The organism is Microbacterium sp. USTB-Y, from assembly GCF_023703415.1.
Classification (GTDB): domain Bacteria; phylum Actinomycetota; class Actinomycetes; order Actinomycetales; family Microbacteriaceae; genus Microbacterium.
The window spans coordinates 64,188-90,274 of sequence record NZ_JAGMTU010000001.1; the positions used below are offsets into that span (position 1 = coordinate 64,188).

The 26,087-nt window shown below is 71.0% G+C and carries 23 protein-coding genes; 18 read left to right on the plus strand and 5 right to left on the minus strand.

Going from position 1 to position 26,087, the window contains the following annotated elements; translation table 11 throughout:
* Positions 1 to 190: 190 nt before the first annotated feature.
* The 8 genes from ribD (at position 191) to J8G10_RS00330 (ending at position 9,583) form a co-directional block, all read left to right on the plus strand.
* Positions 191 to 1,273 (plus strand): bifunctional diaminohydroxyphosphoribosylaminopyrimidine deaminase/5-amino-6-(5-phosphoribosylamino)uracil reductase RibD, encoded by a 1,083-nt coding sequence (gene ribD / locus J8G10_RS00295; protein ID WP_251438478.1) that lies wholly within the window; start codon positions 191 to 193, stop codon positions 1,271 to 1,273.
* A complete protein-coding gene (locus J8G10_RS00300; protein WP_251438479.1) occupies positions 1,273 to 1,977 on the plus strand; it encodes a riboflavin synthase in 705 nt (234 codons plus the stop codon). Before ribD ends, J8G10_RS00300 begins: the two co-directional genes overlap by 1 nt.
* Positions 1,974 to 3,263, plus strand: a complete 1,290-nt coding sequence (gene ribA / locus J8G10_RS00305) for a GTP cyclohydrolase II (RefSeq protein ID WP_251438480.1) — start codon at positions 1,974 to 1,976, stop codon at positions 3,261 to 3,263. Before J8G10_RS00300 ends, ribA begins: the two co-directional genes overlap by 4 nt.
* On the plus strand, positions 3,260 to 3,733 hold the full coding sequence (gene ribH / locus J8G10_RS00310) for a 6,7-dimethyl-8-ribityllumazine synthase (RefSeq protein WP_251438481.1): 474 nt from the start codon (positions 3,260 to 3,262) through the stop codon (positions 3,731 to 3,733). Before ribA ends, ribH begins: the two co-directional genes overlap by 4 nt.
* Positions 3,734 to 3,865: 132 nt before the next feature.
* Positions 3,866 to 4,222, plus strand: a complete 357-nt coding sequence (locus J8G10_RS00315; RefSeq protein WP_251438482.1) for a Fe-S protein — start codon at positions 3,866 to 3,868, stop codon at positions 4,220 to 4,222.
* Between the two features lie 214 nt (positions 4,223 to 4,436).
* A complete protein-coding gene (locus J8G10_RS00320; protein WP_251438483.1) occupies positions 4,437 to 5,894 on the plus strand; it encodes an MFS transporter in 1,458 nt (485 codons plus the stop codon).
* A 169-nt stretch (positions 5,895 to 6,063) separates the two neighbouring features.
* Positions 6,064 to 7,611 carry an APC family permease gene (locus J8G10_RS00325; RefSeq protein WP_251438484.1) on the plus strand — a complete coding sequence of 516 codons (1,548 nt, stop codon included), beginning with the start codon at positions 6,064 to 6,066 and terminating at the stop codon, positions 7,609 to 7,611.
* A gap of 25 nt (positions 7,612 to 7,636) precedes the next feature.
* Entirely contained in the window at positions 7,637 to 9,583 is a 1,947-nt protein-coding gene (locus tag J8G10_RS00330; protein ID WP_251438485.1) for a primary-amine oxidase, read from the plus strand.
* Positions 9,584 to 9,977: 394 nt separating this feature from the next.
* Here the strand turns inward: J8G10_RS00330 and J8G10_RS00335 are convergent, their stop codons facing one another.
* Together J8G10_RS00335 and J8G10_RS00340 are read right to left on the minus strand one after the other, a co-directional pair.
* Positions 9,978 to 11,321 (minus strand): HNH endonuclease signature motif containing protein, encoded by a 1,344-nt coding sequence (locus tag J8G10_RS00335; RefSeq protein ID WP_251438486.1) that lies wholly within the window; start codon positions 11,319 to 11,321, stop codon positions 9,978 to 9,980.
* A gap of 511 nt (positions 11,322 to 11,832) precedes the next feature.
* Positions 11,833 to 12,756 (minus strand): LysR substrate-binding domain-containing protein, encoded by a 924-nt coding sequence (locus J8G10_RS00340; RefSeq protein ID WP_251438487.1) that lies wholly within the window; start codon positions 12,754 to 12,756, stop codon positions 11,833 to 11,835.
* A 125-nt stretch (positions 12,757 to 12,881) separates the two neighbouring features.
* Between J8G10_RS00340 and J8G10_RS00345 the strand changes: the two genes are divergently transcribed.
* From J8G10_RS00345 to J8G10_RS00375, 7 genes are read left to right on the plus strand one after another with little or no spacing between them, the layout of a single operon-like run.
* The gene (locus J8G10_RS00345) at positions 12,882 to 14,180 is read left to right on the plus strand and encodes an NAD(P)/FAD-dependent oxidoreductase (RefSeq protein WP_251438488.1); all 1,299 of its coding nucleotides are present in this window, start codon (positions 12,882 to 12,884) and stop codon (positions 14,178 to 14,180) included.
* Positions 14,177 to 14,641: a RidA family protein gene (locus tag J8G10_RS00350; RefSeq protein WP_251438489.1), complete on the plus strand. Its 465-nt coding sequence runs from the start codon at positions 14,177 to 14,179 to the stop codon at positions 14,639 to 14,641. The genes J8G10_RS00345 and J8G10_RS00350 overlap by 4 nt, the downstream gene beginning before the upstream one ends.
* Positions 14,638 to 15,309 carry a DUF1028 domain-containing protein gene (locus tag J8G10_RS00355; RefSeq protein ID WP_251438490.1) on the plus strand — a complete coding sequence of 224 codons (672 nt, stop codon included), beginning with the start codon at positions 14,638 to 14,640 and terminating at the stop codon, positions 15,307 to 15,309. The genes J8G10_RS00350 and J8G10_RS00355 overlap by 4 nt, the downstream gene beginning before the upstream one ends.
* On the plus strand, positions 15,302 to 16,549 hold the full coding sequence (locus tag J8G10_RS00360) for a M20 family metallopeptidase (protein ID WP_251438491.1): 1,248 nt from the start codon (positions 15,302 to 15,304) through the stop codon (positions 16,547 to 16,549). The genes J8G10_RS00355 and J8G10_RS00360 overlap by 8 nt, the downstream gene beginning before the upstream one ends.
* The gene (locus tag J8G10_RS00365) at positions 16,546 to 18,027 is read left to right on the plus strand and encodes an aldehyde dehydrogenase family protein (RefSeq protein WP_251438492.1); all 1,482 of its coding nucleotides are present in this window, start codon (positions 16,546 to 16,548) and stop codon (positions 18,025 to 18,027) included. The genes J8G10_RS00360 and J8G10_RS00365 overlap by 4 nt, the downstream gene beginning before the upstream one ends.
* A 49-nt stretch (positions 18,028 to 18,076) precedes the next feature.
* A complete protein-coding gene (locus J8G10_RS00370; RefSeq protein WP_251438493.1) occupies positions 18,077 to 18,529 on the plus strand; it encodes a hypothetical protein in 453 nt (150 codons plus the stop codon).
* Positions 18,530 to 18,573: 44 nt separating this feature from the next.
* Positions 18,574 to 18,777 carry an AsnC family protein gene (locus J8G10_RS00375; protein WP_251438494.1) on the plus strand — a complete coding sequence of 68 codons (204 nt, stop codon included), beginning with the start codon at positions 18,574 to 18,576 and terminating at the stop codon, positions 18,775 to 18,777.
* A gap of 30 nt (positions 18,778 to 18,807) precedes the next feature.
* On the opposite strand, the gene J8G10_RS00380 is transcribed toward J8G10_RS00375, so the two are convergent.
* From J8G10_RS00380 to uraD, 3 genes are all read right to left on the minus strand, one after another.
* Positions 18,808 to 19,842 (minus strand): S66 peptidase family protein, encoded by a 1,035-nt coding sequence (locus tag J8G10_RS00380; RefSeq protein WP_251438495.1) that lies wholly within the window; start codon positions 19,840 to 19,842, stop codon positions 18,808 to 18,810.
* Between the two features lie 9 nt (positions 19,843 to 19,851).
* On the minus strand, positions 19,852 to 20,817 hold the full coding sequence (locus J8G10_RS00385; protein WP_251438496.1) for a hypothetical protein: 966 nt from the start codon (positions 20,815 to 20,817) through the stop codon (positions 19,852 to 19,854).
* Between the two features lie 84 nt (positions 20,818 to 20,901).
* Positions 20,902 to 21,441 (minus strand): 2-oxo-4-hydroxy-4-carboxy-5-ureidoimidazoline decarboxylase, encoded by a 540-nt coding sequence (uraD, locus tag J8G10_RS00390; RefSeq protein ID WP_251438497.1) that lies wholly within the window; start codon positions 21,439 to 21,441, stop codon positions 20,902 to 20,904.
* 538 nt (positions 21,442 to 21,979) lie between these two features.
* On the opposite strand from uraD, the gene J8G10_RS00395 reads away from it, so the two are divergent.
* From J8G10_RS00395 to J8G10_RS00405, 3 genes are all read left to right on the plus strand, one after another.
* The gene (locus J8G10_RS00395; protein WP_251438498.1) at positions 21,980 to 23,224 is read left to right on the plus strand and encodes a M24 family metallopeptidase; all 1,245 of its coding nucleotides are present in this window, start codon (positions 21,980 to 21,982) and stop codon (positions 23,222 to 23,224) included.
* Positions 23,225 to 23,443: 219 nt separating this feature from the next.
* Positions 23,444 to 25,036: an ABC transporter substrate-binding protein gene (locus J8G10_RS00400; RefSeq protein ID WP_251438499.1), complete on the plus strand. Its 1,593-nt coding sequence runs from the start codon at positions 23,444 to 23,446 to the stop codon at positions 25,034 to 25,036.
* 5 nt (positions 25,037 to 25,041) lie between these two features.
* Positions 25,042 to 26,082 carry an ABC transporter permease gene (locus J8G10_RS00405; protein WP_251438500.1) on the plus strand — a complete coding sequence of 347 codons (1,041 nt, stop codon included), beginning with the start codon at positions 25,042 to 25,044 and terminating at the stop codon, positions 26,080 to 26,082.
* The last annotated feature ends 5 nt before the right edge of the window (positions 26,083 to 26,087 follow it).

Consider the following 26,087-nt stretch of genomic DNA (forward strand, 5'->3'; position numbering starts at 1 on the left):
GGGTCGGTGAGAATCCGAACCGGCGGTGACAGTCCGCGAACCGAGGATCCGATACGGATCCGAGGCCGATCCGGTGGAATTCCGGGACCGACGGTGATGCGAGCGAAGGCTTGCGAGTCCGGATGAGAGGCAGCACGCACGATCGTCGTGCGCCCGCCCCCGGCATCTGGACCAGGACGAAGAAGGCGACATGACGGCGACAGCGGCGGAGCGGGCGGCGATGACCCATGCGCTCGAGATCGCCCGCCGCGGGCCCCGGGGGCTGAACCCCCAGGTCGGCGCCGTCATCCTCTCCCCCGCAGGCGACGTGCTCGCCGAGGGCTGGCACCGCGGCGCGGGAACCCCGCACGCCGAGGTCGACGCGCTCTCGAAGCTCACCCCGGACCAGTTGCGCGGCGCGACCGCCGTGGTCACGCTCGAGCCGTGCAACCACACCGGGCGCACCGGCCCCTGCGCGCAGGCGCTCATCGACGCCGGCGTGGCGCGCGTGCTCTACGCACTGGACGACCCTGGGGCGGTCTCCGGCGGAGGCGCGGAGCGGATGCGCGCCGCGGGGATCGACGTCGTGGCCGGCGAGCAGGCCGCGTCCGCGCACGCCCTGATCGACGACTGGCTGACGGTGCAGCGGCTGGGCCGACCGCACATCACCGTGAAGTGGGCGCAGAGCCTGGACGGCCGCGCCGCCGCCGCAGACGGATCGAGTCAGTGGATCACCGGTCCCGAGGCGCGGGCCGACGTGCACCGCCGTCGTGCCGCTGCGGACGCGATCGTGGTCGGCACGGGGACGGTGCTCGCGGACGACCCCGCTCTCACCGCGCGCGACGGCGCCGCACTGCATCCCCACCAGCCGGTTCCCGTGGTGATCGGCGCACGGGAGACCCCGTCGGACGCCGCCGTGCGACGGCATCCGCAGGCGCCGCTCTTCTACCCCGGCCACGACCTCGACGGCGTCCTCGCGGACCTCCGGGATCGCGGGATCCAGCGCGTGTTCATCGAGGGCGGCCCCACGCTCGCCAGCGCTTTCCTCGCGGCCGGCCTCGCCGACGAGGTCCTGGCGTATGTGGCCCCTGTGCTGCTCGGCGGTCCGAAGCTCGCACTCGGCGACATCGGCGTGACCACGATCGATGAGGCCCGGCGCCTGATCGTCGACCGGTGGCTGCCGCTCGGGGCGGATCTGCTGGCGGTCGCCCGTCCGGCCGGTGCCGCGGAGGACACGGCCGGGTCGACCCTCCCCGCAGACGAGTACATCTCCCGGAACGAAGGAGCTGCCTGATGTTCACCGGAATCATCGAGGAGATCGGCGAGATCACCGCGATCGCGCCCGCGGGCGACGGTTGGCGGCTGACCGTGCGTGCGCCGAAGGCCGCGTCCGACGCGGTGCACGGCGAGTCGATCGCCGTGAGCGGCGTGTGCCTGACCGTGGTCGGATCCACCGCCGACACGTTCGACACCGACGTCATGAAGCAGACGCTCGACGTCGCCGCGATCGGCGGCGCGACCGTGGGCACGCGCGTGAACATCGAGAAGGCGATGCCGGTCGGCGCGCGCCTGGGCGGCCACATCGTGCAGGGCCACGTCGACGGTGTCGGCGAGGTGCTCGAGGTACGCCCGGGAGCGCAGTGGAGCGTCCTGCGGATCTCCCTGCCGCACGACCTCGCCCCCCTGGTCGTCGACAAGGGATCCATCTCGGTCGACGGCACGTCGCTCACCGTGAGCAGCGTGAGCGCGCCTCCCGCGCCCGGCGCGCAGACGGGTGCGAAAGCGGCGGACTGGTTCGAGGTCTCCCTGATCCCGGAGACGCTCGCCGCGACCACGCTCGGATCCCGCGTCGCCGGCGACCGCGTGAACCTCGAGACCGACATCCTCGCCCGGCACGTCGAGCGTCTGCTCGCCTTCCGTGCCGCCGGCATCACCGAAGACACGGCCGCAGGCCCCGGCGCCGACCGCGCCGCCACCACGGAAGGAGGCTCCCGATGAGCCTTTCCACCATCGAAGAGGCGCTGGAGTCGCTCCGCGCCGGCCGCCCCGTGCTGGTCGCGGACGACGAGAACCGCGAGAACGAGGGGGACGTCATCCTCTCCGCCGAGCTCGCGACTCCCGAATGGATCGCCTGGACCGTGCGCTGGACCTCCGGATACCTGTGCGCGCCGATGCCCGCGGACATCGCCGACGCGCTGAACCTCCCGCCCATGGTCGAGGCCAACGAGGACGCCCGCGGCACGGCGTACACGATCAGCGTCGACGCCGCCTCCGGCGTCACCACGGGCATCAGCGCGGCCGACCGCGCCCGCACGCTGAACGTGCTGGCCGATGCCTCCTCCACCCCGTCCGACCTCATCCGCCCGGGCCATGTGCTGCCGCTGCGTGCGGTCGACGGCGGTGTGCGTCAGCGCGGCGGGCACACCGAGGCGGCCGTCGAGCTCATGCGTCTCGCGGGCCTGCGCCCGGTCGGCGCGATCGCCGAGGTCGTCGCCGAGGACGGCAGCATGATGCGCCTGCCCGGACTGCTGGAGCTCGGCGAGCGCGACGGGATCCCGGTGATCACGATCGAGCAGCTCGTCGCGCATCTCAACGAGGTCGATCCGCGCGACGAGGCCGACTGCGTCGCGAGCAACACCCGCCGCAGGGTGAGCCTGCGCGCCGACGCGACCGTGCCGACCACGCACGGCGTGTTCCGCTTCCTCGCGTACAAGGACCGCATCACCGGCACCGACCACATCGCGGTCGTCTCGGGCGAGCCCACGGAGACGGCCCTCGTGCGGGTGCACTCCGAGTGCCTGACCGGCGAGGCGTTCGGATCCCTCAAGTGCGAGTGCGGTCCTCAGCTCGAAGCGGCCCTCGACGCCATCGAGCAGGACGGCGGCATCGTCATCTACATGCGGGGCCACGAGGGACGCGGCATCGGTCTCATCAACAAGCTGCGCGCCTACGCCCTGCAGGAGGAGGGTCTCGACACGGTCGATGCGAACCTCGCGCTGGGCCTGCCCGCGGATGCCCGCGACTACGCGGCGGCGGCCGGGATCCTGACCGATCTGGGCGTCAGGAAGGTGCGCCTGCTCACGAACAACACCGACAAGGTGGCGCAATTGCGCGACCTCGGCCTGGATGTGATCGAGCAGGTTCCGCTGATCGTCGGCGTCGGCCCCAACAACCACCAGTACCTCGAGACCAAGCGCGACCGCATGGGTCACATCATCGGCGAGTCCGAACTCGCCGCCGCCCTGGCCGCGAACGGTACGGACAACGGAGAGGACCGCGCATGAGCGGCGCAGGAGCACCCGAGACCGGCGGATTCGACGCGAGCGGCCTGAACGTCGTGATCGTCGCCGGGACCTGGCACGAGACGATCACGAACGGTCTCATCGCGGGCGCGCAGCGCGTGCTCGAGGAGACCGGGGCGAACCACCGCCTGGTGCGTGTGCCCGGCTCGTTCGAACTCGCGGTCGCCGCGCAGGCGGCGTTCGCCGGCGGCGCCGATGCCGTGGTCGCACTCGGCGTGATCATCCGGGGCGGGACTCCGCACTTCGAGTACGTCTCGGCCGCCACGACCGACGGTCTCACGCGGGTCGCCCTCGACGCCGGCAAGCCCGTCGGCTTCGGCGTGCTCACCCTGGACGACGAGCAGCAGGGACTCGATCGCGCAGGCCTTCCGGGCTCCAAGGAGGACAAGGGCGCCGAGGCGGCCGACGCCGCGCTGCGCACGGCCCAGGTCATCCGCTCCCTGCGCGGCTGACCGCCGCGACTCTTGAGTCGTCCCCCGGCCCCCGGGCTCGCGGGCGTGCTCGGGGGCACGACTCGCAGTTGGAGACGGTGGGAGAGGTGCACCTTCCTGGCGCCGGAACCCGCCCGGGCCTAGCCTGAGGTCATGGAAACCCTGCGCCACATCGTGCTGTTCGTCCATCTCCTCGGCTTCGCCACGCTGTTCGGCGCCTGGGCCGTGCAGGCCTTCGGCGGCAAGAAGCAGATGACCAGCCTGATGAACACCGGCCTCGCGATCGCCGGTGTCGCCGGGCTCGCCCTCGCCGCGCCCTGGGGCCTCCCCGAAGGCGTGAGCATGAACTACGCCAAGATCGGCACCAAGCTCGTGATCCTGCTGATCATCGGCGCCCTGATCGGCATCGGCTCGGCCCGCCAGAAGCGCGGCCAGGCCGTCCCGCCGGCGATGTTCTGGCTCGTCGGCATCCTGACCGCCGCGAACGCGGGCATCGCCGCCATCTGGTGACGCCGCACTGACCTCCGCAGAGACAGCGAGAACGCGGGATCCGATCCGTCGGATCCCGCGTTCTCGCGTTCCGGATCCCGGCGGCGGCGTCACACTCCGCCGTGCGCGCGTGTCCGCCTGTGGATCCGCTGAACGCCGGGCGTAGACTCCCCCGTGCTCGTCGTGCGGTTGGGGGCCTGACGGGCACTGACCGACGCACCGACCGGAGGACCGCATGAGCACCGAGACGACCGCACCCGCGAATCCCCGATCGAGGGTGATCCTCGCCAGCCTCATCGGCACCACGATCGAGTTCTACGACTTCTACGTGTACGCGACCGCGGCGGTCCTGGTCTTCCCGATCCTGTTCTTCCCGACCGGGAACGACACGACGGCGCTGCTCGCGTCGTTCGGCGTCTTCGGCGCCGCGATGATCGCCCGCCCGATCGGCGCCATGGTGTTCGGGCACTTCGGCGACCGGTACGGGCGCAAGGCCACGCTCGTCGCCTCGCTGCTGACCATGGGCATCGCGACGTTCCTGATCGGGGTGCTGCCGACCTTCCAGCAGATCAACTGGTGGGCGGCGCTGCTGCTGCTCATCCTGCGGCTCGCGCAGGGGTTCGCCCTCGGCGGTGAGTGGTCGGGCGCGGCCCTGGTCGCGACCGAGAACGCTCCCGAGGGCAAGCGCGCCTGGTACGGCTCGTTCCCGCAGCTGGGCGCACCGCTCGGGTTCATCATCGCCAACGGCCTGTTCCTCATCATCAACGCGCTCCTGCCGCACGCCACGGATCCGACGCAGAAGTCCGAGGCCTTCCTGAGCTGGGGCTGGCGGGTGCCGTTCCTGTTCTCCGCGGTCATGGTCGTGATCGGCCTGTGGGTGCGGCTCCGCCTCGTCGAGTCGCAGACGTTCAAGAAGGCCGAGGACACCGGCGCGATCCGCAAGCTCCCGCTGGCGACGGTGTTCCGCCACCACGGGAAGCACCTCGTGCTGGGCACGTTCGTGATGCTCGCCACCTACGTGCTGTTCTACCTGATGACGAACTTCACGCTCTCGTTCGGCACCAAGCCGTCGTCGGTGGAGGTCGCCTCGGCCGCCGCGCAGAAGGCAGCCGAAGCCAAGGGCGCCCCGTTCGATGCGGCCGCGTTCGCCGCGCAGTTCTATCCGGGCCAGGGCTTCGGCTACACCGATTTCGTGGTGATGCAGATCGTCGGCGTGGTCTTCTTCGGCATCTTCACCCTGCTGTCCGGCCCCTGGGCGGACCGGATCGGCCGCCGGAAGCTCCTGATCTGGACCACGGTCGCGATCATCCTGTTCGGCTTCACGTTCCCGCTGTTCCTCGGCCGGCATGCCGGCGAGCCCTTCGCGGTGGTCCTCACGCAGTCGTTCCTCATCCTGGGCTTCCTGCTCATGGGCACGACCTTCGGCCCGATGGGCGCTCTGCTGCCCGAGCTGTTCCCCACCAACGTCCGCTACACGGGGTCCGCCGTCGCCTACAACGTGTCCTCGATCCTGGGCGCGGCCGTCGCCCCGCTGATCGCGGTGTGGCTCTGGCAGCTGGCCGACGGCTCCCCCGTGCTCGTCGGGATCTACCTCTCGGCGATGGCGGTGCTGACGCTGATCGCGCTCATCCTCATCCCGGAGACCAAGGACCACGCGTACGAGGACGACCTCGGCGCCCCCGCTCTGCTCTGAGCCCGGGGCATCGGCGGCGCTGCATCATTTCAATTGATGCAGCGCCGCTTTACTGTGTATTGGCGCGATCGAACCCGGGCGGGGTTGACTGGCTCCATCACCCGAAGAGCACCGTCGCAGCCCTGCACAGCGCCGCGCAGATCCGCACGAGACGGACAGAGGAGTCCTGATGAGCGTTGAGATCGCCACATCCGCCATACGCACCGAGAACTTCCGCAAGACGCTGGGCCGACTCGACATCATCTTCCTGTCGATCGCAGCCATCATCTCGATCGACACGGTCGCCCAGATCGCCGCGGGAGGCGGGGCGCAGGCGTTCACCTGGACGCTGGTGATCGGCGTGACGTTCCTGCTCCCCTATGCCTTCGTCGTCTCCGAGCTCGGCAGCGCCTTCCATGAGGAGGGCGGCCCCTTCGTCTGGGTCCGTCTGGCCTTCGGCAAGCTCGCCGCCTCGATCGCCACGATGTTCTACTGGATCACCAACCCGCTCTGGATGGGCGGCTCACTCGTGTTCATCTCGGCGGCCACCTGGGACGCCTACATCTCTCCTCTGCCCTCGGGCAGCATCGGCGACTACGTCTTCAAGATCGGGTTCATCTGGCTCGCGATCCTCGTCGCGATCATCGGACTGCGCTACGGCAAGATCATCGTCGCCGTCGGTGGCATCGCGAAGGTGGCGCTCCTGGCGATCTTCGTCGTCACGGTGGTGATCTACGCCCTCCAGAACGGCGTGCACGGCTACGCGGCCGGCGAGTTCTCTCCCACCCTCGGCGGCTTCCTCGCCGTGACTCCCGTGATCCTGTTCGCGGTCGTCGGCTTCGAGGCCCCCAACGGCGCCGCCGAGGAGATGCGCGACCCGCAGAAGGACGTGCCCAAGGCGGTGGCCTCCTCGGGCCTGATCTCGATCCTGTGCTACCTGGTGCCGATCTTCGCCATCCTCGCCGTGCTCCCCGCCGACAAGGTGCAGGGCGCCACCGGCCTGCTGGACGCCTTCAAGGAGGTGTTCCGGGTCTACGGCCCCGCGGCGGGCCCGCTCATGTGGCTCGCGGCGATCGTCTTCGTCTTCGTCGTGCTCACGCAGGCGAGCGCCTGGATGATCGCGTCCGACCGGGTGCAGGCCGCGGCGGGCGCCGACGGGGCCTTCTTCCGCTACTTCGGCCGGTTCTCGCCGCGCCTGGGCACCCCGGTGCGGATGAACATGCTCTCCGGCATCGTCGCCACCGTCTTCTGCATCGCCGCGACCGTGCTGCTCAGCGGCAGCGCCGCCGCCGCGTTCACGGTCGTGCTGACGGTGGCGATCTCCACCCTGCTGCTGTCGTACCTGGTGATCTTCCCCACGGTCATCGCGCTGCGCCGGAAGCACCCCGACGTCCCGCGCCCGTTCCGCGTGCCGGGCGGCACCGCGGGGCTGTGGATCTGCACGGTCGTCATCTACGCCTGGGTCGTGCTGGGATCCTGGGTCGCCGTCTTCCCCGGCACGCTGGAGGCCCTCTTCGGCGTCGATTACGACTTCCACGACGTGTGGGGGGTCGATCGCCTCACCTTCGAGGGCTTCACGATCAGCACCCTCGTCGTGATCGCCCTGCTCGCCCTCGTCGGCTACCTGTACGAACGGCGCCGCCCGGGATACTCTCCCGAGGATCCCGCCGCCGAGTCGGCCGCAGAGGTCGACGCGCTCGCGGCCCACGAGAACCGCCCCGCCACCCGCATCCCGTGACCCCGGTCCGCCAAAAGGAGACACCGTGACCATTCCCGAGACCGCGACGAGCGTCGCCACCCACCCGCTGGATCCGCTGAGCGCCACCGAGATCACCGCCGCGCGCGACCACCTCGTCGCCGAGGGCCGCCTCGGCGAGAGCGTGCGCGTCGCGTACCTCTCGCTCCGCGAGCCGGCGAAGTCCGTGCTCCGCTCCGGCGGGCCGGTGCCGCGCGAGGCCAGGGCCATCTTGCTCGACACCGCGACCGGCGCGACCACCGACGTGCTGATCGACCTCCGCGCCGGCACCACGATCTCGGCGGTCGACGTCGACCCCGCCCTGAGCGGTCAGGCCCCCGTGCTGTTCGAGGAGTTCGACGCGATCGAGGGGATCCTCAAGGCCGACGAGGGCTGGCGGTCCGCGCTCGCCTCCCGCGGACTCACCCCGGATGATGTGCGAGTGGCTCCGCTGAGCGCGGGCATCTTCGACTACGAGGGCGAGGAGGGCAGGCGCCTGCTGCGCGGCCTCGCCTTCGTGCAGCGGGACGAGCACGACTACGCCTGGGGCCACCCGGTGGATCAGCTGGTCGCCTTCGTCGACATGATCGAGCGGAAAGTCGTGCGGATCATCGACGACGGTCCGGCGGCGATCCCGATGGCGAACGACAACTTCGAGGATCCGGAGATCACCGGTCCCCTCCGCACCGATCTGAAGCCCCTGCACATCACCCAGCCGGAGGGCCCGAGCTTCACCCTCGACGGCAACGTGCTGCGCTGGCAGAAGTGGGACCTGCACGTCGGCTTCGATGCGCGGGAGGGGCTCGTGCTCGGCCAGATCGGGTTCGACGACCACGGCACCCGCCGCTCCATCGTCGAGCGCGCCTCGATCGCGGAGATGGTCGTGCCCTACGGGGATCCCGCTCCGTACCGCTCCTGGCAGAACTACTTCGACACCGGCGAGTACCTCGTCGGCCGCGACGCGAACTCGCTCGAGCTCGGCTGCGACTGCCTCGGTGAGATCACCTACATCTCCCCCGTGGTCGCGGACGACTTCGGCAATCCCCGGGAGATCCCGCAGGGCATCTGCATCCACGAGGAGGACTTCGGACTGCTCTGGAAGCACACCGACGAGTGGGCGCAGCACCGCTCGTCGCGCCGCCAGCGCCGGCTCGTGGTGAGCTTCTTCACCACCGTCGGCAACTACGACTACGGCTTCTACTGGTACTTCTCCCTGGACGGCACGATCCAGTTCGAGGCCAAGGCGACGGGCATCGTGTTCACCGCGCGCTACCCCGGCGAGGGCTACCCCTACGCCTCGCAGATCGCTCCGGGGCTTGCGGCGCCCTATCACCAGCACCTCTTCTGCGCGCGGCTCGACATGGCCGTCGACGGCGAGCGCAACGCCGTTCACGAGCTCGATCTGAAGCGGGTGCCGCAGGGCGAGGGCAACCCGCACGGCAACGCGTTCACCCGGTCCCGTCGGGTGCTGGGCACCGAGTCGGAGGCCCGGCGCCGCGCCGACGGCTCCCTCGGCCGGGTATGGGAGGTCGTCAACACCGAGAAGCGCAACGTCGTGGGCGAGCCCGTCGCCTACACGCTGTTCCCCGAGGGCCAGCCCACGCTCGCCGCCGCCGACGGCTCGTCGATCAGCAGGCGGGCGGCCTTCGCGACCGAGCACCTGTGGGTCACCCGCTACGCGGAGGGCGAGCGCTACCCCGCCGGGGACTTCGTGAACCAGAGCGTCGGATCCCCGGGCCTGCCGGAGTTCCAGAAGGCGGACCGCGGGATCGACGGCGAGGACATCGTGCTCTGGCACAGCTTCGGCCTGACGCACTTCCCGCGCACCGAGGACTGGCCGATCATGCCCGTGGACTACACCGGCTTCACGCTCAAGCCGACCGGGTTCTTCGACAAGAACCCCGCACTCGACGCGCCGCCGTCGCCGAGCGGTCACGCCTGCGCGCACTGCCCCGACGGCGAGTGCCGCTGCTGACCTCCTGGGGTCGTTGAGCGAGCGCCGGCGCAGCCGGACCGAGACGAAACACGGTGCTCTCGTGAGGGCACCGCGTTTCGTCTCGGTCGCCTTCGGCGTCCTCGCTCAACGACCCCGGCGGGGCCCCGGCACGCCCTCGTTCGCCGACCCCGGCGGGGCCCCGGCACGCCCTCGCTCGCCGACCCGAGGGAACCCCACACGCCCCTCGCTCAACGACCCCGGCGGGGCCCCCGGCACGCCCTCGCTCCCCGACCCCGGGGGAACCCCACACGCCCCTCGCTCAACGACCCCGGCGGCGCCCCCGGCACGCCCTCGCTCGCCGACCCCGGGGGAACCCCACACGCCCCTCGCTCAACGACCGCCGGCGGTGGCATCAGCGCGTGCGACCGGACCGTCAGGCCACGATCTCCGTGCGTGCTCGTCCGCCGAGGCGCGGTGTTCGATTCGGGTCGGTCGACGGTGGCGGCAGGAACCAGACCTTCGCGCGTACGCCGATCCCTTCGATGCGAATGCCCCAGCCGTTGTCGTGGATCAGATGATGACACGTCTCGCACAACAACACCCCGTTGTTCAGATCCGTGCGCCCGCAGTCGCGTTTCCACCACTCGATGTGGTGCGCCTTCGTCATCCCCGGCGGCAGGCCGCAGAACGCGCATCCGCCGTCCCGTTCGGCCAGGGCAAGACGCTGGGCGCGGCTGAACAGGCGCCGGTCCCGACCCCAGTTCAGGACCTCCCCGTCCTCCCCGCACACCCACCGGATGGTCCCGCCTCCGCCGGCCATGCGCCGGACGGTGTCGATGCTGACAGGCTGCTCGATCCCGTCGACGAGTCCGGATCCGGTCCCGGCCTCCAGATCCGCGGCGTTCACTCTGACGATCACCGTCGCCCCGTTCAACGTCTTGTTCTTCAGACACGACAAGGCATGCTCCGCGAGGTGCACGAGCGCGTCCGCCTGGATCGCGGTCACCGGGCGCCGATCCGCATCGAGAGCCTGCGGATCACGGCCGTCTCGTTTCGCGGCGAACTCCGCCGACACGAATCCCTGGATCGCCGTCTTCACCGCCGTGCCCCGGGCCGGGTCCAGAGTCGCGGTCAGGTGCAGCATCCCGTCCCGCTCGAACATCGACAGCGAGGCCCTCGCCCGCAGCTCGTCCTCCCGCGGGGCCAGCCCGTCCGGATCCAGATGCGCCTCCAGGCGAGTGATCATCCGCCGTACCTCGTCGTGCGAGAGGCCCGGAGCCCTCGCGGTGAGGAACTCCTCGGCCTCACCACCGCATGCAGCGCCCACGGTCCGTCGGACCCGCTCCAGGAAAGTCACGATGGTGCTCGCAACGGCCGCGCCGATCCGGCCCGCCGACAGCGCCTCGCGTACGGCCGGGAACTTCGCGGGCAACGACTCCCCGATCAGGTTCGTGCGTGGCGCCGTCGCCTCTCCCACTCGCACCAGCCGGGCGGCGTCGCCGGTGGTCGCGCCCGTGGTCGTCGCGATCAACTGCGCCGTGGTCCGGAACCCCTGCTGCTTCGCCAACGACTCCGGCCCCAGCTCCGGGCGTGACTCGTGGGCGATGCCCGCCGCGACCTCCGCATGCACCGCGTCCAGACACCGTCTCGCCGACCCGATCGCCTCATTCACGACGACCAGCTGCGCCCGCGACAACCCTGCACCAGAGGACGCATCACCCCACGCCGCAGCCAGAAGCCGGGTGGCCTCCAGGAGCGGATCAAGGGTGCTGGTCATGCCTCGATCCTACCAGGTATCGAAGAGATCTTCGAAAGTTATCCACAGCCAGATTCACGCGCTGAACAGGCATTCTCCGGAACACGGGCGACGCTTGGCGGAGATCTGCGGGAAGCCGCGTTTCGTCTCGGTCGCCTTCGGCGTCCTCGCTCAACGACCCCGGAGGGAACCCCCACACGCCCCTCACCCAACGACCCCGGAGGGAACCCCCACACGCCCCTCACCCAACGACCCCGGAAGGAACCCCCACACGCCCCTCACCCAACGACCCCGGAGGGAACCCCCACACGCCCCTCACCCAACGACCCCGGAAGGATCCCCCACACGCCCCTCACCCAACGACCCCGGAAGGATCCCCCACACGCCCCTCACCCAACGACCCCGGAAGGAACCCCCACCACGGCCCTTGCCCAACGACCCCGGAAGGAACCCCCACACGCCCCCGCCCAACGACCCCGGAAGCCCAACGACCCCGGAAGGAACACCCACACGCCCTCGACCGCCGGCGGCATCAGCGCGGATCGGTGCCGAACAGCTCGCGGGCGAGAGCGGCCACCGCCCGCGTCCGCGCGGTCGGCCGCACCCGTGCGACCCGGGCGAAGCACACCTCGAGCGGGGGCGCCTCACCGGCGATCGGTAGCGCCCGGAGCGCGCCCCCGTCGTAGGTCGTGGCGGCGAGCGGCACCTGGTTCAGGATCGAGTAGCCGTGACCGCGGGCGACGAGCGAACGCACCGTCTCGTAGCTGTGCGAGCTGTAGCGCACCCGCGGCGCGACGCCGGCGTCCTCGAGGATGCCCAGGAAGTACTCCCGCGAGTGCGGCAGGTCGAGGAGCACGAGCTCGCTCTCGGCGAGGTCCGCCAGCGCGATCCCGGCACGATCGGCGAGCGGGTGATCGGCGGCGAGGATCACGTGCGGAGCCGCCGAGAAGAGCGGATCGAAGGCCAGGTCGTGCACCCGCCCGAAGTCGTAGACGATGCCACCCTCGACCGCGCCCGAGAGCAGCAGCTCGGTCGTGCCCTCCATGTCGGCCTCGATGATCTCGATGCGCAGGTCGGGATGCTCCTGCTCGACGCGCGAGATGAGGCGCGGCAGCACGAACGGCGCAAGGGTGACGAAGCACGCCAGTCGCAGGGTGCCGCGCACCTGATGGTGGCGGCCGCGGACGGTGTCCGCCATCTCCTCCACCTGCGCGAGCAGGGACTGCGCGTCGTGCAGCAGCTGCTCGCCCGCCTCCGTCAGCGCGAGGCCCTTGCTGCGCTGGCGCACGAACAGCTGCACGCCCAGGGACCGCTCCAGCTGGGCGATCGCCGTCGACACCGCCGACTGGGCGACGTGCAGGTCGACGGACGCCTCGGTCATCGAGCGGTAGGACGCGGCGGTGACGAAGTACCTCAGCTGGACGAGGGTCATGTCGGCGCTGTGCAGTCTGGCCATGCCTCACAGTATCAATCAGATTGATGCACGTCTTCGATTCTGTGAAGTGTACAGATATCAGCGTTCTCGGGAGCATGGAGGAGCAGCAGCACCAGAGCAGGAAGAACGGCGCAGTGGAGGAACGGATGTCGCACGAAGAGGTGGAAGTGCTGGTCGTCGGCGCCGGCCAGGCGGGCATCGCGATGAGCGAGCACCTGAGCCGGGCCGGCATCGGGCACCTGGTGGTCGAGCGGGATCGCATCGCGGAGCGCTGGCGCTCCTGGCGCTGGGACTCGCTGGTCGCCAACGGGCCCGCGTGGCACGACCGGTTCCCCGGCCTCGAGTTCGACGTGGACCCCGACGCCTTCGCGGGCAAGGAGCAGGTCGCCGACTACCTCGTCGCCTATGCCGAGAAGTTCGAGGCGCCGATCCGCACCGGCGTCGAGGTGCAGAGCGTCACCCGGCTCCCGGGCCGGCCGGGCTTCCGGGTGCAGACCGACCAGGGCACGATCGACGCCCGCTACGTGGTCGCCGCGACCGGCCCCTTCCAGCGCCCGATCATCCCCGCCGTCGTGCCGGAGGACGCCGGCATCCACCAGATCCACTCGAACCAGTACCGCAATCCGGCACAGCTCCCGGAGGGCGCGGTGCTCGTGGTCGGCGCCGGATCCTCAGGCGTGCAGATCGCCGACGAGCTGCGCCGCTCCGGGCGCGAGGTCTTCCTCGCGGTGGGTCCGCACGACCGGCCGCCGCGCAGCTACCGCGGCCGGGACTTCTGCTGGTGGCTGGGCGTGCTCGGCAAGTGGGACATGGCCGCTCCCCCGGTGGGCGCCGAGCACGTGACGATCGCCGTGAGCGGCGCGCACGGCGGGCGCACGGTCGACTTCCGAGCCCTCGCCGCGACCGGGGTCACCCTGCTCGGCCGCGCCGGCGCCTTTGAGGACGGCGTGCTCGCGATCGCCCCCGACCTGCGCGCGAACATCGCCGCGGGCGACGCGAACTACCTCTCCGTGCTGGACGAGGCCGACGCCTACGTGCGGCGCAACGGGCTCGACCTGCCCGAAGAGCCGGAGGCGCACGTGATCGGCCCGGATCCGGAGAGCCTCACGCACCCGATCCTCACGCTCGACCTGCAGGCCGCGGGCATCGCCTCGATCGTGTGGGCGACCGGTTTCGCGCTCGACTACTCCTGGCTGCAGATCGACCCCGAGGCCTTCGACGAGCGGGGCCGCCCCCGCCATCAGCGCGGCGTCTCGGCCGAGTCGGGGGTCTACTTCCTCGGCCTGCCCTGGCAGTCCCGCCGCGGATCCAGCTTCCTCTGGGGCGTCTGGCACGATGCGCGCTACATCGCCGACCAGATCGGCATCCAGCGCGGCTACACCGCGTACCGTCCCGCATCCGAGCCCTCGGAACCCGCCCTCGTCACGTCAGGAGTCGCCCGATGACCGCGCACACCCGCATCCGCCCCTTCAACACGAAGGTCACCTACCCCGAGCAGAACCTCGACAACGATCTCTGCCAGGCCGTCGTCGCGAACGGCGTCGTGTACCTGCGGGGACAGATCGGCCAGGATCTGGACACCAGGGAGTCGGTGGGGATCGGCGACGTCGAGGCCCAGGCGGAGAAGGCCATGGCCAACATCGCGATGCTGCTGGAGGAGGCCGGATCCTCGCTCCAGGACATCGTCAAGGTCGTCGTCTACATCATCGACCCCCGCTACCGGGAGACCGTCTACCGGGTGATGGGCCGCTGGCTCACCGGCGTGTTCCCGGTCTCGACGGGGCTGGTCGTGAGCGCCCTCGCCCGCCCGGAATGGCTCGTCGAGATCGACGCGACAGCCGTCATCAGCACCCCGGCCGACCGCGCCGACGGCCGCGACTCCGCCCTCGACGAGGCGACGCGATGACGTTCTCGATCGTCGCCCGCGACGAGACAGGGGCGTTCGGATCCGCGATCTCGTCGTCCTCGCCCGCGGTCGCCGCCCGCTGCGTGCACCTGGCCGACGGCGTCGGGGCCGTGAACTCGCAGAACATCACGGATCCGCGCCTCGGACCGATCCTGCTCGACGCCCTGCGCGGCGGCGCGTCGTCCGAGGAGGCCCTGGCCGCCGCGGTCGCCGGCACGGCGCACATCGCCTTCCGCCAGCTCCTCGTCGTCGATGCGGCGGGGCGCGCGGCCGTCTACTCGGGCGAGCGCGCGCTCGGCAACGTCGGCGCCGCCACCGGCTCCGGGGTCGCCGCGGGCGGCAACATGCTCGCCTCGACGGACATCCCGCAGCTCATGGTCGACGCGTTCGCCGCCGCCGAGGGCGACCTCGAGCGGCGCCTGCTCGCGGCCCTGCAAGCGGCCGTCGCCGCCGGCGGCGAGGAGGGCCCTGTGCACTCCGCCGGGCTCTCCGTGGTGCGCGACGCCGGCTGGCGGGTCACGGACCTCCGGGTCGACTGGACGGACGGGGATCCGATCGCCGAGCTCGGCACCCTGCTGGAGCTCTGGCTCCCGCAGCGCGACGACTACGTCACGCGGGGCCTGGATCCCTCGGCCGCCCCCGCGTACGGAGTGCCCGGCGATGCGTGAGACCGGCGCGCTCAAGGACGCGGCGGACGCGGTCGTCGCCGCCGCATCCGCCGACCTGATCCGGCTCTCCGAGGCGCTGCACGCGGATCCGGAGACCGCATGGCAGGAGCACCGCTCGGCGGCCCGGGTCGCCGAGGCCCTCGCCGCCGGCGGGTTCCGCCTGACGCCCGGATACCTGGGGCTTCCGACCGCGTTCCTCGCCGAAGCCGGCTCGGGTCCCACAGTCATCGGGATCATGGCGGAGTACGACGCCCTCCCTGGCCTCGGGCACGCATGCGGGCACAACCTGATCGCCGCGAGCGCGGTCGGCGCGGGGCTCGCACTCGCCCCGCTCGCCGACGAGCTGGGGCTCACCGTGCGCGTCTACGGCACACCGGCGGAGGAGGGCGGCGGCGGCAAGATCGAGCTGATCGAGGCCGGGGCGTTCCGGGATCTCGCCCTCGCGCTCATGGTGCATCCCGCACCCGTCGACGTCGCCGAGGCGCGGCCGTTCGCCGTCTCGCACAGCCACATCGCCTACGACGGGGTCTCCGCGCACGCCGCCGCGTACCCCGATCAGGGCGTCAACGCGAACGATGCGTTCCTGGTCGCGCAGGTCGCCATCGGCCTGCTCCGCCAGCAGCTGCCCGCCGACACCCGTGTGCACGGCGTGCAGACCGTCGGCGGGTACGCGCCGAACGCCATCCCGGAGCGGACCGAGGGGCGCTGGTACGTGCGCGCGAACTCCCTCGCCGAGCTGGAGGTGCTCGAGGCGCGGGTGAACCGCTGCTTCGAGGCGGGGGCGCTCGCCAGCGGTGCGACGCTGCGGATCACTCCGGAGAGCAAGCCCTACGCGGAGTTCCGCACCGACGAGCGCGCCCTGGCCGCCTATCGCCGCAATGCGCTCGCCCGCGGGCGGGTGTTCGCCGATCCCGCGGTCGCCGGCCGCATGAACCGCGCGTCGACGGACATGGGCAACGTCTCGCAGCTCGTCCCCGCGATCCACCCCTACATCGGGGTCGGATCGCTGCCGTACGGCAACCATCAGAAGGAGTTCGCGGCGGCCTGCGTGGGCCCCGTCGCGGAGCAGGCCCTGCGGGACGCAGCCGTCCTCATGGCGTGGACGGTGATCGACGTCTTCGCCCCGGATCCGCGGGCCTCGGACACCCCGGCCGGCCGGGGCGCCGAGGACCGCCCGCACGACCGCGACTCCGACGACCCGCAGCACGATCAGACCACCCTCAAGGAGAGCGCCGCATGAGCACCATCGACTGGACCGCACGCAGCCGCAGCCTCGGCATCGACGGACGCGCCGTGATCGACGGCCGCCGCGTCGTTGCGTCCGACGGCGCGACGATCACCGTGCAGAGCCCGGGCTCGCTCGCCCACCTGGCCGACCTCGCCTCCGGCACCACGGACGACGTCGACAGGGCGGTCGGCGTCGCCCGGCGCGCCTTCGACGCCGGATCCTGGAGCCGCCGGGCGGCGGCCGACCGCGGTCGGGTGCTCGTGCGGCTCGCCGACCTGATCATGGCGAACCTCGAAGAGCTCGCCCTGCTGGAGACCCTCGACTCGGGCAAGCCGATCGCGCAGACCCTGACGGTCGATGTGCCGGGCACCGCCGAGACGTTCCGCTGGTACGGCGAGCTCGCCGACAAGCGGTTCGATGAGATCCCCGCCACGCCGCCCGGATCCACGGCCCTCGTGCGGCGCGTTCCGCTGGGCGTCGTCGGCGCGATCACGCCGTGGAACTACCCGCTCGAGATCGCGGCCTGGAAGCTCGCCCCCGCCCTCGCGAGCGGGAACAGCGTCGTGCACAAGCCCGCGACCGAGACCTCGCTGAGCGCGCTGCGCCTCGCGGATCTGGCACTCGAGGCGGGAGTTCCCGCGGGGGTGCTGAACGTCGTGCCGGGTCGCGGATCCGTCGTCGGCGAGCGCATCGCGCAGCATCCCGACATCGACGTGCTCGCCTTCACCGGTTCGACCGCCGTCGCGAAGCGGCTCATGATCAGCGCCGGCACCTCGAACATGAAGCGCGTGGCGCTGGAGGCGGGCGGGAAGAGCTCGAACCTCGTGTTCGCCGACGCCGACCTCGAGGCCGCTGCGGCGAAGGCCGCGTTCGGCGCGTTCTACAACCAGGGGCAGGTGTGCTCGGCGAACTCGAGGATCCTGGTGCAGCGCGCCGTGCACGACGAGTTCGTCGCCCTTCTCGCCGCGGCGGCCCAGGAGTACGCCCCGAGCGACCCGCTCGCGGGCGCCGAGGGGAACGGCAGCCTGATCAGTCGCGCGCATGCCGACGAGGTGTCCGCCGCGATCGCGCGGGCGGCCGCGGACGGCGAGCTCGTGGCGGGCGGAGACAGGGTGACGATCACCGGATCCGACGCCTACCTGCGCCCCGCGATCGTCACCGGTCTCGGCGCCGACCACGACCTGCATCATGTCGAGGTGTTCGGTCCGCTCGTGGCGGTGCTGGGCTTCGACGACGAGGACGAGGCGATCCGGCTCGCGAACGACACGGAGTACGGCCTGGCCGCGTCGCTGTGGACGAGCGACTTCGGTCGCGCGCACCGGGTGGCGGAGCGTCTCGTCGCCGGCACCGTGTCGGTCAACACCGTCGACGCCCTGGGGCTCACCACGCCGTTCGGCGGGTTCCGCCAGTCGGGATTCGGCCGCGATCTCTCCCGGCATGCGGTGGACAACTACACCGACTGGAAGACCACCTGGTTCCAGCACGGCTGAGGGGCACGCCCGCGGGGCCTCGGCGCATCACGGAAGGGAGAGCACGGGGATGGCAGCGACGACACGGGTCGCCTGGACCGGACTGCAGGGGGCGGTGCTCCTCGCATCGGCCGGCTGCGTCGTCGTGCACCTCGCGCTGCTGCTGCCGGCGCCGTCGCCCCTCGGCCTGGCGATGCTCGCCCTCGCCGCCGGGTGCCTGCTGTGCCTGCGCCCGCGCCGGACCGCTCCGCCCGACACCGCCTGGGGCGGGGCGCTGGCGATGTCGGCCGGCATGCTGCTGCTGCACGTGGCGTCGAGCGGATCCGGGATCGGCGGGCACCGGCATCCGGCGCCTCCGAGCACCGCGTCCGGTCTCGACGCCCTGCACGGCGCCGCCCTGACCCTCGGCAGCACGGAGCTCGCGCTGCTCATGACGGCGGCCGTGGCCATCGGCATCGCGCGCCGGCGGCGTCTCGTCCGCTCCTTCGCCGACAGCGGAACGGGATCCGTCAACGTCGATTGACACCGCCCCTCATGTCAACCAGCATTGACATACAGGAGGATGCCATGACGAAGACGGCGAACGATCTGGACCCGCAGGGCGAGCCCCTCGCCGAACTGCACCGGCTGGTCGCGGTGCGCCGCGACATCGCCCGCGCCGAGGAGGTGCAGGTGCGCCGGGCGCGCGCCGCCGGATACTCCTGGCAGGCGATCGCCAGCGCCCTGGGCATCACCCGGCAGGCGGCGCACCGCCGCTTCGGTCGCCGCTGACCGCAGCGGCGGCGCACCGGCCCCGAAGCCTCAGGCGTAGTCGGCGGTGATGACCCGGCGCGCGCCGTCGAGCACCATCCGGCCCCCGTAGGGCAGGATCCACTGCGGCCGGGTGTGCCCGAACGGCACGCCCACGCACACCACCGCTTCGGGGTTGTAGCGGGCCATCGCCGCGAGCACGGCGTCGCGCTGCGCCGCCCGCGCCGCCGCGCGCTCCCCCACGGACGGGACGACCTCGTGCGTGCTCGCCGGCGGACGCGCGACCACCACCCCGGCCGCGCGGGCGAGCAGTCCGCGCTCCCCGTAGGCGCGCAGCTGCTCCGCCACCGCAGGCGCGGGCGTCAGCCGCTCGCTCGTCTCCAGGAGCAGGATCGCGCCGTCCAGCTGCTCGTCCCGGGGGAAGCGGCCGGCGAGCGCGAGCTGGGACAGCACCTCCAGGCATCCGCCCCAGGTCCGTCCCTGGACGCGCGCCGCCGGCCCCGCCCAGACCCACGGCGAGACGGGCTCCCGCTCCCCGTACCGCGTGAGTGCGGCCGGTTCCTGCCAGCGCACGCCGAAGTCCTCCGACTCCCCCGGCTCGTCGAGCTCGATCTCGCCGCCGTCGAGCAGCGCGGCGCGCAGGGAGCGCACGTGGATCCCGTCGACCCGCGGACCGGGCCCCAGGTGCACCTGCGTGGATCCGCCGTGGAAGGCCGCGATCCCCTGCCGCCAGAGCCAGTCGAGGATGTTCGTGTTGTCGCTGTATCCCAGGAACGGCTTGGGGTCGACCCGCGCCACGGCCGGGTCGAGGTGCGGGGTCACCAGGATCTGATCGTCGCCGCCGATCGTGGAGACGATCGCGCGGATCGCCGGGTCCGCGAAGGCGGCGTTGACATCCGCCGCGCGCGCCTGCGGGGACGCACCCAGGAGCCGGGTGGTGGGGTATTCCACCGGCACGAGGCCGGTGATCTCCTGCAGCCGCCGCATCGCCTGCTCGTGGACGGGGATGGAGACGGCGGGCGCCGCGAACGCCGGCGAGAGCACCGCGACCCGGTCGCCGGGCCGGGCCTTGGGAGGGAGCTGCATCGCCCCAGCCTAGGCGGCGGGGGTGCGCCCGATGTCGTCACCGGCCCAGCGCAGGATGCGCAGGGCGCGGAGCGTGACCCAGCGGCTCGGGAACCCCTCGCGTTCGCCGTCCAGCTCGAACGGGATCGGGCCCGGGTGCTCGTTCTCCAGCGCCCAGCGACCGTCGGCGCGGCGTCGCGCGCGCAGCAGGGCGAGCGCCTCGTCGCACCGCGGGTCCGGTTCCGGGCGGGAGCGGCGCAGGTAGTCCAGCCCCCGCACGACGTCGTAGTACCAGCGCACCGGGTAGGAGGCCATCGTGAACCGCGGGTCGATGACCGCTCCGGTGCGCCTGCTCAGGAACAGCCGGCGCTCCAGCAGATACTCCTCGGCCGCGAGGCGCGCCGTGCGCGACTCGACGGTGCCGCCGGTGGCCTGCTCCCAGTCCCACAGGCCCTCGAGCACGCAGATCGTGGAGTGCAGCGAGGAGACCTCGGCGCCGTACTCGGCCCAGCAGTTCCATCCGCCGTCGGCGAGCTGCCCGTCGAGGATCGTGCGGACGACCGCGTCGCCGGACTCGCCGACGTAGGTCGCGATCGAGAGCACGACGCCGTTGATGCACGGCTCGGTCTCGCCGTCGAAGTACCGGGGCGCGTCGTCCTGGTCCCAGCGCACCCGTTCACGCACGCGGGTCACGGCGCTCCGCATCCGCGGGTCCGCGGGGTCGGCGCCGAGGTCGACGAGCTGCTGCAGGCTGAAATGGGTCGCGGTCCACGCGTCGTACATCGGGCGCTCCTCGTCGACCCAGCCCGGGCGGTACACGCCGCCGTCCCAGAGGCCGTCCTCGGCCTGCAGAGCGAGCAGGCGTGCTCCCCAGCCCTCCCGCGCAACCCGGGCCCGCTCGGCCGCGACCGCCTCCGGCCCGGCATCGGTCAGATCCCGGAGGACCTGCCACCGGATCGCGGGATCCCCCTGCATCAGGTACTCGATGACGTCCATGACGCGACGCTACCCCGTGGATCCGGGATGCGCAGGTGCGCGACGCGGGTCGGTCACCGCGTGGGCGGGCGTGCGGGACGTCGCTCAGCCCGAGACGGCGCGGTCGAGCCGGCCGCGCGAGATCAGCGCGATCTGGGCGAGCGCCGTCTGCAGCTCCGCCTCGGTGTCCGCACCGCTGCGCCGCTCGAACTCGGCGAGGATCGACTCCTTGGTGTGACCGCGCACCGCGATCACGAACGGAAAGCCGTGCCGGTCCTGGTAGGTGCGGTTGAGCTCTCCGATGCGCGCGAGCTCCTCGGGGCTGAGCGCGTCGAGCCCTGCGCTGGCCTGCTCCCCCACCGACTCGGTGGTCATCTCGCCAGCCTGCGCCTCCTTCCCCGCAAGCGCCGGATGCGCGTTGAGGAAGTCGACCAGCGTCTGCCGGTCTGCGGCCTCGACGACCGCGAACATCGCCCGGTGCAGCTCCCGCACATCGGAGAACGGGCGCGCCCGCCACGCGCCCTGCGCCACCCACGGTGAATTCTCGAACACGGGCCCGAGTGCCGCGACGAAGTCGTCCTGATCGAAGGCGTTGATCTGCTCCAGCGTGAGCGCGGTCACGGCCGCGGGCCGGGATGAGGACATGGAGATCTCCCTTGACTTCTTCGGACGCGACAGCGGGCCCAGGATGTGGCGGAACCGTGAGAGTTGATTCCGACATACGAGAATCTGTTTCCATCGAGCCCCGCGCGTGCTCGATCTAAGCATCCGCCGACGATCGCGTCAAGGTTTTGGTACACCGTCATCGCAGGCGGTGTACCAACCGGGGTGCCGATGCGCGGCGAAGAGACTCTTGCGCAGAGGGGAACTTTGGTACACCATTTCCGTACACCGTTTCCGCGGGGGCGCGATTGGCTGCGAGAGATCTCACATCGTGAAAGTAAGATCTCCTCTTGCGGAACTATTGGCCAAGCCCTACAGTGAGGTCACCCCGACCCGAGGGGTCCTGAATCAAGAAGGAATGGCTCTGAATCATGGCTGCTTCAGACGCTCGAGTGCCGAAGGCGAGTTCGGCACCCGGGGCTGCAGGAACCGCGTCGTCGCGGCTCCGCACCCCCGCGCGGATCGCCGGAATCGGCCACCGTTCCCCGGCACTCCCGGGCTCCTCCCCGGACCGGCTCCCGTGAGCCTCGCGGAGGCCGTGGTCGCCGCGCCGGAGCGCTTCACCGGCACGGTGCCGGTCCCGGTCCTGGAAGCGCGCATCGAGCGCGTCCGCACGGCGATGATCGCCGACGACCTCGATGCGCTCATCGTCTTCGGTAGCCCTCGCCTCCTGGGCTCGCGGACGAAGACCGCCGGATACGTCCAGTACCTCGCCGGGTACTCGGCCCGGCCCACCCCGTCCACGGTGCTCCTCAGTGCCTCGGGCGCCGCCGCGGTGCTGGCCTTCGGCGTGCACGAGCACCGCGAGTTCTCCCGGCGGTCGGCCTGGCTGGGCGAGATCGTGCAGGCGGGCGAACAGCGCCTGCACCCCGAAGCCGCCGCCCGGATCCTCGCCGAGGCCGGCATCCCCCGCGGGGCGCGCATCGGCGTGATCGGCATCGACGAGCTCAGCCATCCGGCCCACCAGGAGCTGACGGAGAGATTCCGCGAGTATCGGATCGTGGCCGCGGAGGGCCTGCTGGACCGGCTCCGCCTCACACGCGCGCCCGAGGAGGTCGACATGCTCCGCACGTCGGCGCGCATCTCGGATGCGATGATCGCGGCGGCGTTCGCCGAGTCCTCCCGGCCCGGCGCCTCCGGGCCCTCCGTCATGGCCGAGATCGAGCACACCGGGCGACTGCTCGGCGCCGACTCGGCGAACTGCTGGCTGTCGATCGGCGAGGAGCCGCCGACCACCTACTTCGAGTTCATGGAGCTCCCCGACCTGATCACGGACAGCGATCGCGTTCAGCTGGGGACGACCACGGCCTACGAGGGCTATTTCGGTCAGTGCCTGCGCATGGGCGTCCGCGGACGGCCGGACGCGAAGCTCACCGCCTATGCCGAGATCCTCCTCCAGATCCAGGATGCCGCCCTCGCGGCGATGCGTCCCGGCGAGCCGCTGCACCGGGTCATCGATGTCATCGAGGACCAGTACGCGCTGCACGCCCCCTTCACCCGGGAGACGGATCCGTTCCGCTTCCAGAGCTGTCACGGACTCGGCCTGACCTATGTCGAGCCCGGGATGGCCCGGGACCTCAACCCCCTCCGGGACAGGTCCCTCGATGACTCCGGCGTCCTGATCGAGAAGGGAATGGTGATCGAAGTGCATCCCAACTTCACCGTTCCCGGTCTCGGTTGCATCGTCGCCGGCGACATGGCCCTCGTCACCGATGACGGGGCCGTCTGGATCACCGAATCGCCCAGGGGAATCTGGGAGATCTGATCCGCACACCCTGCGGCTGACGCAACGCGGCCCGCAGCCCTCACCCGGATCCCGATCCGGATCGCACAACTCAACATCAGACACCGGAGCACTCCACAAGAGCCATCGCACGGCTGCCCCTCACCCTCAAGGGTCTTCTGTGCGGTGATGCCCGAACCCCGAGCAGGGCGCAAGCCCGCGCCCTGAGAAATCACCCTTTTCTCATCCAGGAGTCACTCCATGTCATCTCAGAACCGCAGCCGCCGGATCATCCTCGGCGCCGCACTCCTCGCCATCCCGCTCGTCGCCACCTCCCTCGCCGGCTGCACCGCCGGCGGAGCCTCCGGCGGCGGTGCCGCCGGAGGCAGCAGCACCGCCGGATCGACGACGGTTGTCGTCGGCTTCAAGCACGAGTTCAACACCATGGACCCGCTGCGCGCGGACTACGCGCAGACCAACATGGTGGACAACATCGTCTACGAGCCGCTCATCAAGTTCGACGCCGCCCAGGACAACAAGATGGTCGGCGCACTCGCCAGCGACTTCGCCGTCGCCGACGACGCGAAGTCGATCTCCTTCACCCTGCGCGACGGCGTCGCCTTCCACGACGGCACACCGCTGACCGCGAAGGACGTGCAGTACAGCTTCGACCGCTACATCCGGCTGGGGCAGGGCGTCGCGTCCCTGCTGCAGGGCTACGACTCGACCACCGTGGTCGACGACTCGCACGTCGTGATCAACCTCAAGGCGCCGAACGCGTTCTTCATCAACGGCCTCGCGAACGTCTACATCATGGAGGCCGACCTGGTCTCCAAGAACGCCGGAGCCGACGACGCGCAGGGCTGGCTGCAGGCGCACGAGGCCGGGACCGGCCCGTTCGAGGGCACCGGCACGTCGTCCGCCGACGGAACCACGGTCAAGCGGTTCGACAAGTACTGGGGATTCGACGACAAGCGCCCCACGCAGATGGTGTTCCGCCGCATCGATGAGAGCGCCACGAACCGCGACGAGCTCAAGGCCGGCAACATCGACGTGTCCTTCGGCCTGTCCGCCGTCGACGCCGCCGCCCTGAAGGGGCAGAGCGACGTCTCGGTCAAGTTCGTGCCGACGTCGGGCCAGACCCAGTTGTGGTTCAACACCTCGACCGGACCCACGGCGGACCCGAAGATCCGTGAGGGCCTCAAGCTCGCCTTCGACTACTCCGGAGGCTTCCAGAAGATCCTCGACAGCAACGGCGCGATCTCGAGCGGGATCCTGTCCCCCGCGTTCACCTGCCGCCCCGACGCCAAGCCGTCCGCGCAGGACAAGGCGAAGGCCAAGGAGCTGCTCTCCGGGCTCGGTGCGACCTCGCTCGACCTGCGCTATCAGTCCGTCGACTCCACCCAGACCCAGATCGCGACGCTGTTCCAGTCCAATCTGAAGGACCTGGGCGTGACGGTGAACCTGGTCCCGATCGCGTTCCCCGACTATCTCAAGACCCTCGCGGACCCGGCGACCATCCCCGGCCTCACCCTGATCAACGACTACATCCTCACCCCGGATCCCGGAGCGGGCCTGGACAAGCTCTACAACTCCGCGAACATCGGCGGCACCAACAAGGGCGCGTACAGCAACCCGAAGGTCGACGACCTGCTCACGAAGGCGCGCACCGTGGCCGATGCCGGCGATCGCTGCGACCTCTACAAGCAGGTGCAGACGATCGTGGGCGACGACTCGGTGCAGGCGAACCTCTTCCAGGTGGCGTTCCCGGTCGGCTACCGCAGCGACCTCAAGGGCATCGACTTCTCCTGGTCGGCGACGCCGATCTCGTTCTTCACCCTGCGCGTGGGGTGAGGGCGATGACGGGCAATAATCCCGCGCGGCAGACCACGGCCTTCCTGCTGCGCAAGGCGCTCTCCTCGGTCATCACGCTCATCGGCCTGAGTGCGTTCGTGTTCCTCATGGTCAAGCTCATCCCCGGCGACGAGGCGCGCGTGGCCGCAGGCGAGAACGCGAGTCCCGAACAGGTCGAGGCGGTCCGCAAGGCCCTGGGCCTCGATCAGCCGTTCCTCGTGCAGCTGATGACCTTCTTCGGACGGCTCGTGCGCGGCGACCTCGGCACCTCGATCACGACCCACGTCTCGGTCACGCAAGGCATCGGACAGGTGCTCCCGCAGACCATCGAGCTGGTGCTGCTGGCGGTGATCATCGTCGTCACCTGCGTGACGCCGCTGGCCACCCTCTCGGCGCTGCGGCGGGACGGCGCGGCCGACCTCACGATCAAGACGCTCGTGATCGTCTGCGCCGGACTCCCGACGTTCTGGCTGGCACTGCTGCTGCAGTACCTCCTGGGCACGAAGCTGCAGCTGGTGCCGATCTCCGGTCGCCTGTCCCGGGGCTTCGACGTCCCGACCCGGACCGGCTCGGTGATCCTGGATTCCCTGCTCGCCGGCAACCCGCTGGCCGCCTGGGACGGCGTGCAGCACTTGATCCTCCCGGCGATCGTCCTGGCCCTGCCGTTCGCCGCCCAGCTGTACCGGATCATGCGCGCCGAGCTCATCCAGGTGCTCGCCCGCGAGCACCTCACCGTCGCCCGGGCGAAGGGGGTGCCGCAGCGGCAGCTCGTCTGGCGGCATGTGCTGCCGAACGCCATCGGCCCCTCGATCACCCTGGTCGGCATCCAGTTCGGAGCGATGGTCGGCGCCGCCGTCCTGGTCGAGTCCGTGTTCGGTCTGGTGGGGGTCGGCTCCTATCTGACCAACGCGGTCGCCCAGAAGGACACCTTCGCCGTTCTCGGCGGGGTGCTCGTCATCGGCGTCCTGGTGGTCGTGTGCAACTACATCGTCGACGTCCTCCAGCTCATCCGAGACCCGCGTCTGCGGGCCGGGCAGCTGGGTTAGGAGCA

Coding starts and splice junctions, on each gene's coding strand:
- ribD (WP_251438478.1), top strand. CDS start 191: ATGACGGCGACAGCGGCGGAGCGGGCGGCGATGACCCATGCGCTCGAG.
- J8G10_RS00300 (WP_251438479.1), top strand. CDS start 1,273: ATGTTCACCGGAATCATCGAGGAGATCGGCGAGATCACCGCGATCGCG.
- ribA (WP_251438480.1), top strand. CDS start 1,974: ATGAGCCTTTCCACCATCGAAGAGGCGCTGGAGTCGCTCCGCGCCGGC.
- ribH (WP_251438481.1), top strand. CDS start 3,260: ATGAGCGGCGCAGGAGCACCCGAGACCGGCGGATTCGACGCGAGCGGC.
- J8G10_RS00315 (WP_251438482.1), top strand. CDS start 3,866: ATGGAAACCCTGCGCCACATCGTGCTGTTCGTCCATCTCCTCGGCTTC.
- J8G10_RS00320 (WP_251438483.1), top strand. CDS start 4,437: ATGAGCACCGAGACGACCGCACCCGCGAATCCCCGATCGAGGGTGATC.
- J8G10_RS00325 (WP_251438484.1), top strand. CDS start 6,064: ATGAGCGTTGAGATCGCCACATCCGCCATACGCACCGAGAACTTCCGC.
- J8G10_RS00335 (WP_251438486.1), bottom strand. CDS start 11,321: ATGACCAGCACCCTTGATCCGCTCCTGGAGGCCACCCGGCTTCTGGCT.
- J8G10_RS00340 (WP_251438487.1), bottom strand. CDS start 12,756: ATGGCCAGACTGCACAGCGCCGACATGACCCTCGTCCAGCTGAGGTAC.
- J8G10_RS00345 (WP_251438488.1), top strand. CDS start 12,882: ATGTCGCACGAAGAGGTGGAAGTGCTGGTCGTCGGCGCCGGCCAGGCG.
- J8G10_RS00350 (WP_251438489.1), top strand. CDS start 14,177: ATGACCGCGCACACCCGCATCCGCCCCTTCAACACGAAGGTCACCTAC.
- J8G10_RS00355 (WP_251438490.1), top strand. CDS start 14,638: ATGACGTTCTCGATCGTCGCCCGCGACGAGACAGGGGCGTTCGGATCC.
- J8G10_RS00360 (WP_251438491.1), top strand. CDS start 15,302: ATGCGTGAGACCGGCGCGCTCAAGGACGCGGCGGACGCGGTCGTCGCC.
- J8G10_RS00365 (WP_251438492.1), top strand. CDS start 16,546: ATGAGCACCATCGACTGGACCGCACGCAGCCGCAGCCTCGGCATCGAC.
- J8G10_RS00370 (WP_251438493.1), top strand. CDS start 18,077: ATGGCAGCGACGACACGGGTCGCCTGGACCGGACTGCAGGGGGCGGTG.
- J8G10_RS00375 (WP_251438494.1), top strand. CDS start 18,574: ATGACGAAGACGGCGAACGATCTGGACCCGCAGGGCGAGCCCCTCGCC.
- J8G10_RS00380 (WP_251438495.1), bottom strand. CDS start 19,842: ATGCAGCTCCCTCCCAAGGCCCGGCCCGGCGACCGGGTCGCGGTGCTC.
- J8G10_RS00385 (WP_251438496.1), bottom strand. CDS start 20,817: ATGGACGTCATCGAGTACCTGATGCAGGGGGATCCCGCGATCCGGTGG.
- uraD (WP_251438497.1), bottom strand. CDS start 21,441: ATGTCCTCATCCCGGCCCGCGGCCGTGACCGCGCTCACGCTGGAGCAG.
- J8G10_RS00400 (WP_251438499.1), top strand. CDS start 23,444: ATGTCATCTCAGAACCGCAGCCGCCGGATCATCCTCGGCGCCGCACTC.
- J8G10_RS00405 (WP_251438500.1), top strand. CDS start 25,042: ATGACGGGCAATAATCCCGCGCGGCAGACCACGGCCTTCCTGCTGCGC.